At 71.6% G+C, this 13,245-nt stretch carries 15 protein-coding genes; 5 read left to right on the top strand and 10 right to left on the bottom strand.

Annotation, left to right across the window (positions count from 1 at the left end):
• Positions 1 to 3: 3 nt before the first annotated feature.
• Complete coding sequence (locus tag OHA17_RS29465) at positions 4 to 1,053, top strand: NAD(P)H-dependent flavin oxidoreductase (protein ID WP_406510839.1); 1,050 nt, start codon at positions 4 to 6, stop codon at positions 1,051 to 1,053.
• Positions 1,054 to 1,113: 60 nt separating this feature from the next.
• Positions 1,114 to 2,040 carry a tyrosine-protein phosphatase gene (locus tag OHA17_RS29460; RefSeq protein WP_406509058.1) on the top strand — a complete coding sequence of 309 codons (927 nt, stop codon included), beginning with the start codon at positions 1,114 to 1,116 and terminating at the stop codon, positions 2,038 to 2,040.
• Position 2,041: 1 nt separating this feature from the next.
• Here the strand turns inward: OHA17_RS29460 and OHA17_RS29455 are convergent, their stop codons facing one another.
• Positions 2,042 to 2,482, bottom strand: coding sequence for a hypothetical protein (locus tag OHA17_RS29455; protein WP_406510838.1), 441 nt, complete (start codon positions 2,480 to 2,482; stop codon positions 2,042 to 2,044).
• A gap of 160 nt (positions 2,483 to 2,642) precedes the next feature.
• On the opposite strand from OHA17_RS29455, the gene OHA17_RS29450 reads away from it, so the two are divergent.
• The gene (locus OHA17_RS29450) at positions 2,643 to 2,999 is read left to right on the top strand and encodes a MerR family transcriptional regulator (RefSeq protein WP_406509057.1); all 357 of its coding nucleotides are present in this window, start codon (positions 2,643 to 2,645) and stop codon (positions 2,997 to 2,999) included.
• A gap of 413 nt (positions 3,000 to 3,412) precedes the next feature.
• On the opposite strand, the gene OHA17_RS29445 is transcribed toward OHA17_RS29450, so the two are convergent.
• The 5 genes from OHA17_RS29445 to OHA17_RS29425 form a co-directional block, all read right to left on the bottom strand.
• Entirely contained in the window at positions 3,413 to 5,086 is a 1,674-nt protein-coding gene (locus OHA17_RS29445; RefSeq protein ID WP_406509056.1) for a DEAD/DEAH box helicase, read from the bottom strand.
• A 121-nt stretch (positions 5,087 to 5,207) separates the two neighbouring features.
• A complete protein-coding gene (locus OHA17_RS29440; RefSeq protein ID WP_053727847.1) occupies positions 5,208 to 5,411 on the bottom strand; it encodes a cold-shock protein in 204 nt (67 codons plus the stop codon).
• A gap of 272 nt (positions 5,412 to 5,683) precedes the next feature.
• Positions 5,684 to 6,841 (bottom strand): acetyl-CoA C-acetyltransferase, encoded by a 1,158-nt coding sequence (locus OHA17_RS29435; protein WP_406509055.1) that lies wholly within the window; start codon positions 6,839 to 6,841, stop codon positions 5,684 to 5,686.
• Between the two features lie 26 nt (positions 6,842 to 6,867).
• Positions 6,868 to 7,482, bottom strand: a complete 615-nt coding sequence (locus OHA17_RS29430) for a TetR/AcrR family transcriptional regulator (RefSeq protein WP_406509054.1) — start codon at positions 7,480 to 7,482, stop codon at positions 6,868 to 6,870.
• Between the two features lie 19 nt (positions 7,483 to 7,501).
• Positions 7,502 to 8,290 carry an SDR family oxidoreductase gene (locus tag OHA17_RS29425; RefSeq protein WP_406509053.1) on the bottom strand — a complete coding sequence of 263 codons (789 nt, stop codon included), beginning with the start codon at positions 8,288 to 8,290 and terminating at the stop codon, positions 7,502 to 7,504.
• Positions 8,291 to 8,344: 54 nt separating this feature from the next.
• Here OHA17_RS29425 and OHA17_RS29420 point away from each other — a divergent pair, with 54 nt between their 5' ends.
• Both OHA17_RS29420 and OHA17_RS29415 read left to right on the top strand, forming a co-directional pair.
• Positions 8,345 to 9,514 (top strand): acyl-CoA dehydrogenase family protein, encoded by a 1,170-nt coding sequence (locus OHA17_RS29420; protein ID WP_406509052.1) that lies wholly within the window; start codon positions 8,345 to 8,347, stop codon positions 9,512 to 9,514.
• Positions 9,511 to 10,491: an acyl-CoA dehydrogenase family protein gene (locus tag OHA17_RS29415; RefSeq protein ID WP_406509051.1), complete on the top strand. Its 981-nt coding sequence runs from the start codon at positions 9,511 to 9,513 to the stop codon at positions 10,489 to 10,491. The genes OHA17_RS29420 and OHA17_RS29415 overlap by 4 nt, the downstream gene beginning before the upstream one ends.
• 127 nt (positions 10,492 to 10,618) lie before the next feature.
• Here the strand turns inward: OHA17_RS29415 and OHA17_RS29410 are convergent, their stop codons facing one another.
• From OHA17_RS29410 to OHA17_RS29395, 4 genes are read right to left on the bottom strand one after another with little or no spacing between them, the layout of a single operon-like run.
• Positions 10,619 to 11,338: an SDR family oxidoreductase gene (locus tag OHA17_RS29410; RefSeq protein ID WP_406509050.1), complete on the bottom strand. Its 720-nt coding sequence runs from the start codon at positions 11,336 to 11,338 to the stop codon at positions 10,619 to 10,621.
• 59 nt (positions 11,339 to 11,397) lie between these two features.
• Complete coding sequence (locus tag OHA17_RS29405) at positions 11,398 to 11,919, bottom strand: pyridoxamine 5'-phosphate oxidase family protein (RefSeq protein ID WP_406509049.1); 522 nt, start codon at positions 11,917 to 11,919, stop codon at positions 11,398 to 11,400.
• Positions 11,920 to 11,933: 14 nt separating this feature from the next.
• A complete protein-coding gene (locus tag OHA17_RS29400; RefSeq protein WP_406509048.1) occupies positions 11,934 to 12,497 on the bottom strand; it encodes a HutD family protein in 564 nt (187 codons plus the stop codon).
• Positions 12,494 to 13,213 carry a vWA domain-containing protein gene (locus OHA17_RS29395; RefSeq protein WP_406509047.1) on the bottom strand — a complete coding sequence of 240 codons (720 nt, stop codon included), beginning with the start codon at positions 13,211 to 13,213 and terminating at the stop codon, positions 12,494 to 12,496. The genes OHA17_RS29400 and OHA17_RS29395 overlap by 4 nt, the downstream gene beginning before the upstream one ends.
• Positions 13,214 to 13,245: the final 32 nt, after the last annotated feature.

The following is a 13,245-nucleotide window of genomic DNA, read 5'->3' as shown; positions in this document are numbered from 1 at the left end:
CGCCTGGAGACGGCGCTGACGAAGCTGGTCGGCGTCCGGCATCCGATCGTGCAGACCGGCATGGGCTGGGTCGCGGGCCCCCGCCTGGTCTCGGCCACCGCGAACGCGGGCGCCCTGGGCATCCTCGCCTCCGCCACGATGACGACCGAGCAGTTGGGTCTGGCGGTGCGGGAGGTCAAGTCCCGTACGGAGGAGCCGTTCGGGGTCAATCTGCGGGCCGATGCCGCCGATGCCCGCGAGCGGGTCCGGATCATCATCGACGAGGGCGTGCGCGTGGCGTCCTTCGCGCTCGCCCCCTCCCGCGAACTCATCGCCGAGCTGAAGGACGCGGGCGTCGTCGTGATCCCCTCCATCGGCGCGCGGCGGCATGCCGAGAAGGTCGCGGCGTGGGGCGCGGACGCGGTGATCGTGCAGGGCGGCGAGGGCGGCGGCCACACCGGTGAGGTGGCAACTACCGTTCTGCTGCCGCAGGTTGTGGACGCGGTCGACATCCCGGTGATCGCGGCGGGCGGCTTCCACGACGGCCGGGGCCTGGTGGCGGCGCTCGCCTTCGGCGCGGCGGGCGTGGCGATGGGCACCCGCTTCCTCCTTACCTCGGACTCCACGGTCCCGGACGCGGTCAAGGCGAAGTACCTGGAAGCGACGGTCAAGGACGTCACCGTGACGACGGCCGTGGACGGGCTGCCGCATCGCATGCTCCGTACGGAACTCGTCGCGTCGCTGGAAGGGGCCGGCCGCGTCAGGGCGCTGGCGCAGGCGGTGCGCCGGGCATCCGGCTTCCGGAAGATCTCCGGCCTGAGCTGGCCCCAACTGGTCAGGGACGGCATAGCGATGAAGCGCGGCAAGAACCTGACCTGGAGCCAGACGCTCCTGGCCGCGAACACTCCGATGCTGCTGCGGGCGTCGATGGTCGAGGGCCGCACCGATCTCGGCGTAATGGCCTCGGGCCAGGTCGCCGGGCTGATCGAGGACCTCCCGAGCTGCGAGGAACTGATCACCCGCGTGCTGATGGAGGCCGCGCACGTGCTGGCCACCCTGCCGACGGCAGAGTAAATCCCTTCAATCCCATTTGGACGAATCCCCCTTAGACGCAAGGGAGTTGATCGATCCCCCATGAACCATCACCACTCCATCCGCAAGGTGACACGTGCCAGGGTGGCGGCCGCCGTGGTCGCCGCGATCCTGGCGGTGGGCATGCCGACGGCGGCGCCGGCCGTGGCTGTCGGCGGCGCGCACCGGCAGGCGGCGTCGCCGATCCACCAGGTCGTCCTGCAGGGCGCGGTCAACGCCCGTGATCTGGGCGGCTATGGGACGTACGACGGCAAGCGGGTCCGGTACGGGCTCGTCTATCGGGCGGACGCCCTGAACAAGACAACAGACGCGGACATCACGACGCTCTCGCGGCTCGGCCTGCGCGAGGTGGTCGACTTCCGGGTGCCGCTGGAGCTCCAGTACGACGGCCCCGACCGCCTCCCCGCCGGGCTCGCCCCGACCGCGCGCCCGGTCTCCGACAGCGGCCTGTACGCGCAGATGCTGGCGGCGATCGGGTCCAAGGACCCGGCGAAGCAGGACGCGATGCTGGGCCACGGCAAGGCGGAGGCCCTCATGCGGACGGTGTACCAGGACTTCGTCTCGGACCCGGCGAGCCGCGCGCAGTTCGGAGCGACACTGAAGGATCTGGCGGCGGGGCGGGGGCCGCTGCTCTTCCACTGCACCTCGGGCAAGGACCGTACGGGCTGGGAGAGTTACGTGCTCCTGCGCGCTCTCGGGGTGCCGGACGCGACGGCCCAGCAGGACTACCTGGCGTCCAACGGCTTCCGGGCGGCGGCGGACGCGGCACTGCGGGCGGGCCTGAAGCAGTCGGGCATGATGCAGAACCCTGACCTGCTGATCCCGCTGCAGGAAGTGCGCCTCGACTACCTGAACGCGGCACTCGCTCAACTGTCGTCCCAGTACGGTGACTTGTACGGGTACCTGACGCAGGGGCTGGGCCTGAGCCTCGGCGACTTGGCGGCGCTGCGGTCCAGGCTGGTGAGCTGATTCAGGCGGAGGCACGCACGCGGTCGGCGCGCCGGGCCCGCCCCCAGGGTGCGAGCTCGACGACACCGAACGAGACCTCGACCACGAAGAACAGCCACAGCCAGCGCGGGGCGCCGTGGGCGAGCGCGTACGCCTGCCACGAGGCGAAGAGCGTACGCGCGACCCCGTCGAACAGCCCGTGCACGGCCAACGGCCTGACGATCCGCAGCAGCGCCCAGACGACGACCACCGACCCCATGAGGTTCGCGTAGAGCATCTCCATCGGAGCCAGGGCGGGCAGGGTGCCGAGCCCGAGCCCGCCCCCGAGCTTCGACAGCGCGTCGTGCACCAGCGTGTAGGTCCAGGGGGTGGCGAATCCTGCGGTGACGACGAGGTCGTACCAGGCGCTGGCGCGTACGGCGCGCAGATAGCTGGGACGGAAGGGAGGCACGGAACGGGGCACAGAACGGGTCGTGGAACGGATCACGGCGGGTCTCCTGCTGGCGGTCTCCTGCATGAACGCCTCGACGCTAAACAGTGGAGTACTGTCCAAGGTCAAGTCCGCAGTAGGAATTACGCAGTTCGCGTTTCGCGTTTCGCAGTTCGCAATCCGGAGGAGAGCCGTGCGCATCGGGGAGCTGGCCGCGCAGGCGGGGCTGAGCAGGGACGCCATCCGCTTCTACGAGAAGGTCGGCCTCGTCACGGGCCGACGGCTGCCGAACGGCTACCGCGACTTCCCGCCGGAGACGGTGCCGTGGCTCCAGTACGTGCGCACCGCCCAGGCGTTGGGGTTCTCGCTGGCCGAGATCGCCCGGACCGGCGAGGAGTTGCGGGACGCGCCGGACAGTGCGGGGGCGCTGTCCGCGCTGTTCGAGGAGAAGATCAGGGTCATCGACACCCGCATGAGCGAACTCGCGGCCCTGCGCGCCGAGCTTGAGGCACGGGCCGGCACGGGGTGCCCTCTGCGGGCGGCGGGTTGAGGTTTGGCACCCCGATGCCTCTCGGGGCCGAGCCCCAGACCCCGCGGCTCCGCTTCGCGGGAGGGGTTGGGTGCGGGGTCCGCCTGCGGGGTGCGGGCCCCTTGGTTGCGCAGTTCCCCGCGCCCCTTGAACCCCGCCTTCGACCGCGGACCGTACATGGCTGGTCGCGCAGTTCCCCGCGCCCCTTAGCGGGACCGGGGCACGGGCGGTGCTGGCTCGCAGAGGCATCCTCAGCCCGTCCGGCGATTGAGGACGAGCGCCCTTCAGGCGCGAACGGGGGTCCGGGGCCGGAGCCCCCGACAGGGGTGCAGGGGACGAAGTCCCCGCAGGGGGTCTGGGGCACAGCCCCAGGAAACCCCCTTTCTCCCTCCAACCGCCGGAGGCTCTAGGGAAGGGGCGGGGTGGGGAAGGAATCAGGCCCCGGACCGGCGCCCGCGCCCACCCTGCGCGCGGGAAGCCGCACCCTGCCGAGCAGAGCCAGAACCCTGCGAACGGGAAGCCGCACCCTGCCTGCCAGCAGCGGAACCCTGCGAGCGAGCCCCGGAAGGCTGACCCGAACCCTGCGTACGAGCCCCGGAAGGCTGACCCGAACCCTGCGAGCGGGACGCGGAGGGCTGGCCCGCGCCCCCGCGGGAACCCTGCCCGCCGCGGCGACCCCGACTACGCCCGGACGCAGCCCGCTTCGGCTCCGGCTGAGCCGGCACCTCTATGACCACCGGCACGCCGGACGGCTCCCGCGCCCCCGTGACCCGTACGAGCTCCTCGGAGCTCGACTTGATCTCCGCCGTCCGAGGACGGATGCCCGCGAAGGACATGAGCTTGGTCATCTCGCGCTTCTCCTCGGGCAGCACGAGCGTGACGACACTGCCCGACTCGCCCGCGCGAGCGGTACGCCCACCGCGGTGGAGGTAGTCCTTGTGGTCCGTCGGGGGGTCGACGTTGACGACCAGGTCCAGGTCGTCGACGTGGATGCCGCGCGCGGCGACGTTCGTCGCGACCAGTGCCGTGACCTGGCCGTTCTTGAACTGGTCCAGCGTGCGGTTGCGCTGCGGCTGCGAGCGCCCGCCGTGCAGGCCCGCCGCGCGGACACCGCTGGAGAGCAGCCGCTTGACCAGCCGGTCCACGGACCGCTTGGTGTCCAGGAACATGATCACGCGCCCGTCGCGGGCCGCGATGCGCGTGGTGACGGCCTTCTTGTCGGTCTCGTCCATCACGTACAGGACGTGGTGTTCCATCGTGGTGACCGCGCCGGCCGACGGGTCGACGGAGTGCACCACCGGGTCGGTGAGGAACATCCGGACCAGGCGGTCGATGTTGGCGTCCAGGGTCGCCGAGAACAGCATCCGCTGGCCGTCCGGCTCGACCTGCTTGAGCAGCGCGGTGACCTGCGGCATGAAGCCCATGTCGGCCATCTGGTCGGCCTCGTCGAGGACGGTGATGCCCACGTTCTCCAGTGAGCAGTCACCCCGCTCTATGAGGTCCTTGAGCCGGCCCGGGGTGGCGACCATGACCTCGGCGCCGCGGCGCAGTGCATTGGACTGCTTGGTGATGGAGAGGCCGCCCACGACCGTGGTGAGGCGCAGGTTGACGGCCGTCGCGTACGGCGTGAGCGCGTCGGTGACCTGCTGCGCGAGCTCACGCGTCGGTACGAGGACGAGGGCGAGCGGCGCCTTGGGCTCGGCGCGCCGGCCCGCGATGCGGGCGAGCAGGGCGAGGCCGAAGGCGAGGGTCTTGCCGGAGCCGGTGCGGCCGCGGCCGAGGATGTCGCGGCCCGCGAGCGAGTTCGGCAGGGTGGCGCCCTGGATCGGGAACGGCTCGGTCACGCCCTGCGCGTCGAGCGTCTTGAGGAGCGCCGCGGGCATGTCCAGGTCGGCGAAGGCCTCGACGGCGGGCAGCGCGGGGGTGAGGGTCTCGGGCAGTTTGAATTCGCCCTGCGGCGCCATGGTCCGGCCCTTGGCGGGCTTCGTGGACTTGGCGGCGGGCCGGCCGGAACCCCTGCGGGCACCGGAACTGGAACCGGAACCGGAACGGGAGCCGGTACCGGCACCGGAACCGGCACCGGAGCGCTTGCTGGTCATGCGCGTCATACGGATTTGCCTTCCTGGGACAAGACAGCACAAGCCGGGACCCGCACCTGAGGGTGCGGGCCCCGGCTGCGAAATTCGCGAGCCGCTAAATCCGCGGCTGCAAAATACGCCTCGTCGGCGATTAGGCGGGGAGAATGTTCTCCGCCTGCAGGCCCTTCTGGCCCTGGGTGACCTCGAAGGAGACCTTCTGGCCCTCAAGGAGCTCACGGAAGCCGGAGGAGGCGATGTTGGAGTAGTGGGCGAAGACGTCGGGGCCGCCGCCGTCCTGCTCGATGAAGCCGAAGCCCTTTTCCGAGTTGAACCACTTCACGGTGCCAGTAGCCATGTCATTTCTCCTAAGACAGGGGCAGTTCCGGAAATCCGCGGATTTACGGATTCCTCGTCGCCGCATTGAGCCCATCCGGAGAAACCCCGGAAACAAATAATGCGCCTGAGGATCATTCCCGTCAGGCGCACATAAAGTATATGGGTACCAAAACTGCAACAGCCACCACGATAGCACGCCGCCGTGCGGCACGTCCGTGTGGCTCGTCACGTACTCGTCGCCGGGGGGACGCAGCCGGCGGCGTCCCCTTGTCGCGGCTGCGTCCCCCGCGCCTACAGCCGCTCGATGATCGTCACGTTGGCCTGGCCGCCGCCCTCGCACATCGTCTGGAGGCCGTAGCGGCCGCCGGTGCGCTCCAGCTCGTGCAGCAGCGTCGTCATCAGCTTGACGCCACTCGCGCCGAGCGGGTGGCCGAGCGCGATCGCGCCGCCGTTGACGTTGACCCGGGCCGGGTCCGCGCCGGTCTCCTTCAGCCAGGCGAGCACCACCGGCGCGAACGCCTCGTTGATCTCGACCAGGTCGAAGTCGTCGATGTTCATGCCGGTCTTCTTCAGGGCGTAGGCGGTGGCCGGGATCGGGGCGGACAGCATGCGGATGGGGTCTTCGCCGCGTACCGAGAGGTGGTGGATGCGGGCGCGCGGGGTCAGTCCGTGCTCGGCGACGGCGCGCTCGGAGGCGATGAGGAGGGCGGCCGCACCGTCGGAGACCTGGGAGGAGCAGGCCGCGGTGATCGTGCCGCCGTCCATGACGGGCTTGAGGCCCGCCATCTTCTCCAGGGTGGTGTCCCGGCGCGGCCCCTCGTCCGTGGTGACGGCTCCGTACGCGACGGTCTCCCGCCCGAAGCGGCCCTCGTCGATGGCGCGGACCGCCCGCCGGTGCGAGCGCAGCGCGAACTCCTCCATGTCGAGGCGCGAGATCCCCCATTTCTCGGCGATCAGCTGTGCGCCGTGGAACTGGTTCACCGGCGCCTCGCCGTAGCGGGCGCGCCAGCCCTCGCTGCCGAGGTAGGGGCCGTCGGTCAGGCCGAGCGGTTCGGCGGCCTGGCGGGAGGCGAAGGCGATCGGGATCATCGACATGTTCTGGGTGCCGCCCGCGACCACCAGGTCCTGGGTGCCCGAGAGCACGCCCTGCGCCGCGAAGTGGATCGCCTGCTGCGACGAGCCGCACTGGCGGTCGATGGTGACGCCGGGGACCTCTTCGGGCAGGCCCGCCGCCAGCCAGGACGTACGGGCGATGTCGCCGGCCTGCGGGCCCACGGTGTCCAGGCAGCCGAAGACGACGTCCTCGACGGCGGCCGGGTCGACGCCGACGCGCTCGACGAGCGCCCTGAGGACGTGGGCGCCGAGGTCCGCGGGGTGGACCCCCGAGAGCCCTCCCCCGCGCCGGCCCACCGGGGTGCGCACCGCTTCGACGATGTAGGCCTCGGACATGCCAACTCCCCAATCAGGTAAGCGAGTTACGTACGTACGGCGATTCCGTCCAGGACCATCGAGAGGTACTGGCGGGCGATCTCCTCCGGGCTGTGCCGGCCGCCGGGGCGGTACCAGGACGCGGCCACCCACACCGTGTCGCGCACGAAGCGGTAGGTGAGGCGGATGTCCAGGTCGGCGCGGAAGGCGTGCGAGGCGACCCCGCGCTCAAGGGTTCCCAGCCATGCCTTCTCGAACTTCTGCTGCGAGTCGGTCAGGTAGTGGAAGCGGGGCAGGGCGGCCAGGTGCTTGGACTCCTTCTGGTAGATCGCGACGGCGGCGCGGTGCCGGTCGATCTCGCGGAAGGACTCGGTGACGAGGGCCTCGATGGTCTCCCGCGGGCCGAGCCCGGCGGCGAGCACGGCGTCGTAGCCCTCCCAGAGCTCGCCCAGGAAGGTCGAGAGGATTTCGTCGAGCATCGACTCCTTGGAGTCGAAGTGGTAGTAGAGGCTGCCCGCGAGCAGGCCCGCCTCGTCGGCGATCTTCCGGACGGTGGTGGCGTTGTACCCGTGGGCGGCGAACACCTCGGCCGCGGTGGCCAGGAGTTCGCGCCGCCGCTCGGGCGAGGCGGTCACCTGCGTCTTCTTCTTGTTCGTCGGCACCCGCCCATTGTGCTGCCCCCTAGGCGTGCTGGCTGCTGACGGAGACGACCTCGCCGGTCAGGTACGAGGAGTAGCCGCTGGCCAGGAACACGATGACGTTGGCGACCTCCCAGGGCTCCGCGTACCGGCCGAACGCCTCGCGGGCGGTGAGCTCTTCGAGGAGTTCGGCGGAGGTGACCTTCACCAGGTGCGGGTGCATGGCGAGGCTGGGCGCGACCGCGTTGACCCGCACTCCGAGCGCGGCGGCCTCGACCGCCGCGCACCGGGTGAGCGCCATGACGCCCGCCTTGGCCGCGGCGTAGTGGGCCTGGCCCGCCTGGGCGCGCCAGCCGACGACGGACGCGTTGTTGACGATGACGCCGCCCCGGCCGGACTCCTCGAAGGCGCGCAGGGCCGCCCTCATGCAGCGGAAGGTGCCGTTCAGGGTGACGTCGAGGACCTTGGACCAGGCTTCGTCGCTCATGTCGACGAGGGAGCAAGTGCCGCCGAGGCCCGCGTTGTTGACGACGATGTCAAGTCCGCCGTGTTCGCGCGCGGCGAGCTCGAAAAGCGCGGTGACTTGCTGTTCGTCGGTCACGTCACAGGGGAGGGAGGCGACGTTGTGCGCACCGAACTCGGCGGCGAGCGCCCGCTCGGTCTCCCCCAAGCGGCGGGCGTGGGCGTCGCCGATGACGATGCGGGCGCCCTCTTCGAGGAGCCTGCGGGCGGTGGCGCCGCCGATCCCGGCGCCGGCCGCCGCCGTGACGACGGCGGTGCGGCCGTCGAGGAGGCCGTGGCCCGGCACGTACTGAGCCTTGTTGTCCGTCACGGCGCCACGTTAACCTACCAAACACTTGTTAGGGAAGGATGGTGTGCCGTACCCATGGACCTGGACCCCACGCCCGATCAGGAGGCCTTCCGGGCCGAGGCGCGCGACTGGCTCGCGGCGCACGTCCCTGCCACGCCACTCCCCTCGCTGGAGACCGAGGCGGGTTTCGCCGCGCACCGGGAGTGGGAGGCGCGCCTTTCCGCGGACCGCTGGTCGGTGGTGTCGTGGCCCGAGGAGTACGGGGGCCGGGGCGTCGACATCTTCAAGTGGCTGGTCTTCGAGGAGGAGTACTTCGCGGCAGGCGGCCCGGGGCGCGTCTCCCAGAACGGCATCAACCTCCTCGCGCCCACCCTGTTCGACCACGCCACGCCCGAGCAGCGCGCGCGGATCCTGCCGGACATGGCGAGCGGCGCCACGATCTGGGCGCAGGCCTGGTCCGAGCCGGAGGCCGGCTCCGACCTCGCGTCCCTGCGGTCCAAAGCCGTGCGCACGCAGGGTGGTTGGCTGCTCTCGGGGCAGAAGACCTGGTCGTCGCGGGCCGCGTTCGCCGACCGCGCCTTCGGCATCTTCCGTACGGATCCGGACGCGGCGAGGCCCCACCAGGGCCTCACCTACCTGATGTTCGACCTGCGGGCGCCCGGTGTGACGGTCCGGCCCATCGGGCGCCTCGACGGCAAGCCGGCCTTCGCCGAGCTGTTCCTCGACGGCGTCTTCGTACCCGACGAGGACGTCATCGGCGAGGTGGGCGCGGGCTGGCGGATCGCCATGTCCACGACCGGCAACGAGCGCGGCCTGATGCTGCGCTCCCCCGGCCGCTTCCTCGCCTCGGCCGCGCGGCTCGTGGAGCTGTGGCGCGCGCAGGGAGACCCGGCGGACACCGCGCTGCGCGACCGGGTCGCGGACGCGGTGATCGGGGCGCGCGCCTATCAGCTGTTCACCTGCGCGGGCGCCGCCCGCTTCGCCGCGGGCGAGACGATCGGCGCCGAGTCGAGCCTCAACAAGGTGTTCTGGTCGGAGTACGACATCGCCCTGCACGAGACCGCCCTCGACCTGCTCGGCCCGTACGGCGAACTGTCCGACGATGCCAACGAGGCTCTCGAATACGGGAGTTGGGCCGAGAACCACGTCTTCTCGCTGGCCGGTCCGATCTACGCCGGGACGAACGAGATCCAGCGCGACATCATCGCCGAGCGCCTGCTCGGCCTGCCGAAGGGCCGCCGATGAGGTTCCTGCTCACCCCGGAACAGCTCGCCTTCGCCCGCTCCCTCGACGCGATGCTGACCGCCGCCGACACGCCCTCGGCGGTGCGGGCCTGGGGCGCGGGGGACGCGGGGCCGGGCCGCGCCCTGTGGTCCCGCATCGCCGAGGCCGGGGTGTTCGCGCTCGCCACGCCCGAGGCGTACGAGGGGGTCGGGCCGCTGCCCGTCGAACTGGCCCTCTCCTGCATGGAGTTGGGGCGGCACGCGGTACCGGGCCCGCTCGTGGAGACGGTCGCCGCGGCCGCCCTGCTCGGCCGGCTCGCGGAGCTCGGCGAGGAGGGCCCGGCCAAGCGGCTGCTGCCCTCGATCGCGTCGGGTGCGTGCGCGGCGAGCGTGCTGTTCCCGGGCGCGAGCCCGTACGCGCTCGACGCGGACGCGGCGGACGTGGTGCTCGCCGTCACGGGCCAGGAGGTGCGGCTCGCGCCGGGCCACGGCCCCGTCCAGCCCTCGGCCGACCCGGCCCGGCGCCTCTCCCGCCCGCTGCCCGGCGGTGAACTCCTCGCCACCGGGCCCCAGTTGGCAGAGGCCGTCGCGTACGCCACGGTCCGGGCACGGCTCGCCGCGGCAGGCCAGTGCCTCGGGATCGCGGAGGCGCTGCTTGCCCGCACCGTGGCGTACGTCAAGCAGCGCACCCAGTTCGGGGCGCCCATCGGGTCGTTCCAGGCGGTCAAGCACCGCCTCGCGGACACGCTGGTCGCGGTGGAGTTCGCGCGGCCGCTGCTGTACGGGGCGGCGCTGTCGCTCGCGCCGGGGGATGTGGCCGCGGCGAAGGTGACGGCGGGCGAGGCCGCGTACGCCGCCGCCCGCACCGCGCTGCAACTGCACGGTGCGGTGGGCTACACCCAGGAGCTCGACCTGTCGCTGTGGCTGCGGAAGGCGCGTCCGCTGAGGGATGCGTGGGGTTCGCCATCGGCGTGCCGCGCGACAGTACTGGACGGCTGAGCGGGGTTCACGCTCGGGTACCGGGGGTTCCGCCCCCGGACCCCCGCTCCTCAATCGCCGGAGGGGCTTGTTTCTCCAGCGCCGATCCGAACGGGGCAATGCGCCCCGCAGGGTTGATCCGAGCGGCTCAGTGGACCTGCCCCGTGGGGCGGACCACCACCTGGTTCACCTCGACCCCGGCCGGCTGGGCCAGCGCCCAGACGATGGCCTCGGCCACGTCCTCCGGGGTCATCGCGGGGCCGTCCGGGACGACGCCCGTCGGGTGGCTCGACCAGAACGGGCTGTCCACCCGGCCCGGCGCGACCAGCGTCACGCCGACGCCCGAGCCGGTGACCAGGACCCGGGTGTTCTCGGCGAGCGAGGTCAGCGCGCCCTTGGTCACCGAGTACATGTTGCCGGGCGTGTTCTTGATCCCCGCCGTGCTGCCCACCATCACGATGCGGCCGCCGCTCTCGGTGAGCGCGGGCAGCGCGGCCTTCACCAGGACGGCCGGGCCCAGCACATTGACCATGAGCATTTCGCGCCAGTGCTCGGGGTCGCCGTCGGCGAGGTTGTCGTGGGTGGAGAACCCGGCGTTGGCGACGACGTGGTCGAGCCGCCCGAAGTCCTTGACGGTCGCCTCGACCGCGGCGCCGATCGAGGCGAGGTCGGTGGTGTCGGCGGCGACCGCCAACACCCGCTCCCCCGCGCCGAGTTCGGCCGCGAAGGCGTCCAGCCTCGCCTGGTCGCGGCCGGTGACGGCGACCCGGTGGCCGCCGTCCAGGAGCCGCCGGACGGTAGCGGCGCCGATCCCGCTCGCCCCGCCGGTGACGAGGGTGACCGGGCCGTTGTTGTGCTCGCTGCTCATGAATTCCCCTGGATCTTCGAATCCGTCGCATGCCCAGGGCGACTGTAACTCCTGGCGCCTCAGGCGTCCTCGCGGACTCCGTCGTCATTGCCGCGCCGCAGCGTGCGCAGCGCGGCACCGGGCCGCCAGGCCCGGACGACCAGTTCGTCGTTGTCGAGGCCCGTCCAGACGACCTCGGTCAGCTCGGCGCGGAAGAGGTGGAACGGCTCGGGCGGCTCGACCTGCGAGGCGAAGGCGGCCATCACCTCGGGGTCCGTGACCTCCACCGCGCGGCCGCTGACCCGCACGTCGCCGTCCGCCATCTCTGCGTCCGGGCCGGGGTTGGCCTGCACGGCGAAGCGCGGGTCGCGGCGCAGGTCGAGGGCCTTCATCGAGTTCGGCATCATGCCGAGCCAGAGCTCGCCGCCCTGGAACTCCACCTCCAGGCCGGTCACCCGGGGCGAGCCGTCCTTGCGCAGCGTCGCCAGGACATGGTGCTTGTACATCGTGAACCGCGCCTCGACGCGCTCGGCGAACTGCGCCTCGGCCCGCCGGAACTCGCTCCAGCCGACCGCCGTGGTTCTTGTCTCCTTGGTTGCCATGGCTCCAGGAAACCTCAGATACCCGACATCTCCTGTCCGGATTGCCGCGCCGGGAGGGTGACGACGGCCGCGTGCCCCTCGGCCCGCACCACCGCACCGCCCTCCTCGGTGAGCACCGCGTCGTACGGACCCAGGCGTACGCCGTCGACGCGGGCGGGCGCGTCGAGAGCGACGACCAGGGCGGGCCCGGTGATCGTCAGGCCGCCCCGCACCACGGCGACCGCCGGGGCGGGGCGGCCCCGGCGGAACATCACGTTGAAGTTGACGACGGGACCGGCCAGGAGCCGGCAGTCGGTGGGGGCGTCGCCGGGGAAGTGCTGGGGCACGAACCGCTCGTCCACCAGGCGGCGTTGACCGTTCACGGTGAGGTCCATTCCGGCGCCCTCGACGACGGTGAGGATCCGGTCCACGCCCGGAAACCCGGAGAACGGGCCGTCCGCGCCGACGTCCGCGAGGCTGACCCGCCACTCGAACTCCGCCGTCCCCGACCCTTCGGGGTGGGCGGCGACACTCCGGGTCACCCCGCCACCGTTCTTCCACGGCACGGCCCTGCGTTCGGCGGCCCGCAGCGTCCTCACCGTACGATCCCTTCCGCCCGGGCGGCGCGCAGCCAGTGCGGGAACTCGCCGAGCAGCCGGTCGTACAGCTGGGCGTCGCTCACCCTGCGCGGGTCGGTCCCGGCGGCGAAGAACCCGGCGTTGTCGACGCAGCGGTATCGGGGGACGGCCAGTTCGTCGAGCCTGCGCAGGAAGTCGAACTGGTGGCCGCGGGGGTCGCCGAAGCCGATGAACTGCCAGAACATCGACAGCGTGGCCGCCTTGCAGACGTACCGCTCGGCCGCGAGGCGGCTGCTGGGGCCGCCGTCCGTCTGGAAGACGACGAGCGCGGGGGCGCTCGCGCCGCTCTCCAGATAGTGGTCGATGACCGCGTCCATGGCCACGTGATAATTGGTCCGGCCCATGTGGCCGAGGTTGGCCACGATGCGCTCGATGCGCCCGTGGTGGTTCTCCAGGGCGATCTCCGTCTCGGCGTCGATGCCGGTGGAGAAGAAGACCACCGGCACCCGGCCGTCGTCGTCGAGATGGGCGGAGAGGCCCAACACTCGGTCGGCGAGCGCCTGCACGCTGCCGTTCTTGAAGTACGGGCGCATCGAGCCGGAGTAGTCGACGACGAGGTAGACAGCAGCGGTCTCGTCGTCGAGCCCGTGCTTCTCCAGGGACACGGCGGCGCTCTTGTAGAGGGAGACGAGCGCGGGCGCGGTCTCCTCCACGTTTCGGAGGGACAGTGCGGGCATGCGCCTCGTCTCCGTTCCGACGGGGTCGGGAG

Origin of the sequence: Streptomyces sp. NBC_00212 (assembly GCF_045206365.1) — a bacterium.
Lineage (GTDB): Bacteria > Actinomycetota > Actinomycetes > Streptomycetales > Streptomycetaceae > Streptomyces.
The sequence above is the reverse complement of the archived record's forward strand: the minus strand, read 5'-3'. Positions and strand labels throughout refer to the sequence as shown.

Excerpts from the sequence above, each read along its gene's own strand:
- OHA17_RS29435 (WP_406509055.1), bottom strand. The coding sequence starts at position 6,841 with ATGTCCGAGGCCTACATCGTCGAAGCGGTGCGCACCCCGGTGGGCCGG.
- OHA17_RS29460 (WP_406509058.1), top strand. The coding sequence starts at position 1,114 with ATGAACCATCACCACTCCATCCGCAAGGTGACACGTGCCAGGGTGGCG.
- OHA17_RS29405 (WP_406509049.1), bottom strand. The coding sequence starts at position 11,919 with ATGGCAACCAAGGAGACAAGAACCACGGCGGTCGGCTGGAGCGAGTTC.
- OHA17_RS29420 (WP_406509052.1), top strand. The coding sequence starts at position 8,345 with ATGGACCTGGACCCCACGCCCGATCAGGAGGCCTTCCGGGCCGAGGCG.
- OHA17_RS29445 (WP_406509056.1), bottom strand. The coding sequence starts at position 5,086 with ATGACGCGCATGACCAGCAAGCGCTCCGGTGCCGGTTCCGGTGCCGGT.
- OHA17_RS29440 (WP_053727847.1), bottom strand. The coding sequence starts at position 5,411 with ATGGCTACTGGCACCGTGAAGTGGTTCAACTCGGAAAAGGGCTTCGGC.
- OHA17_RS29410 (WP_406509050.1), bottom strand. The coding sequence starts at position 11,338 with ATGAGCAGCGAGCACAACAACGGCCCGGTCACCCTCGTCACCGGCGGG.
- OHA17_RS29415 (WP_406509051.1), top strand. The coding sequence starts at position 9,511 with ATGAGGTTCCTGCTCACCCCGGAACAGCTCGCCTTCGCCCGCTCCCTC.
- OHA17_RS29395 (WP_406509047.1), bottom strand. The coding sequence starts at position 13,213 with ATGCCCGCACTGTCCCTCCGAAACGTGGAGGAGACCGCGCCCGCGCTC.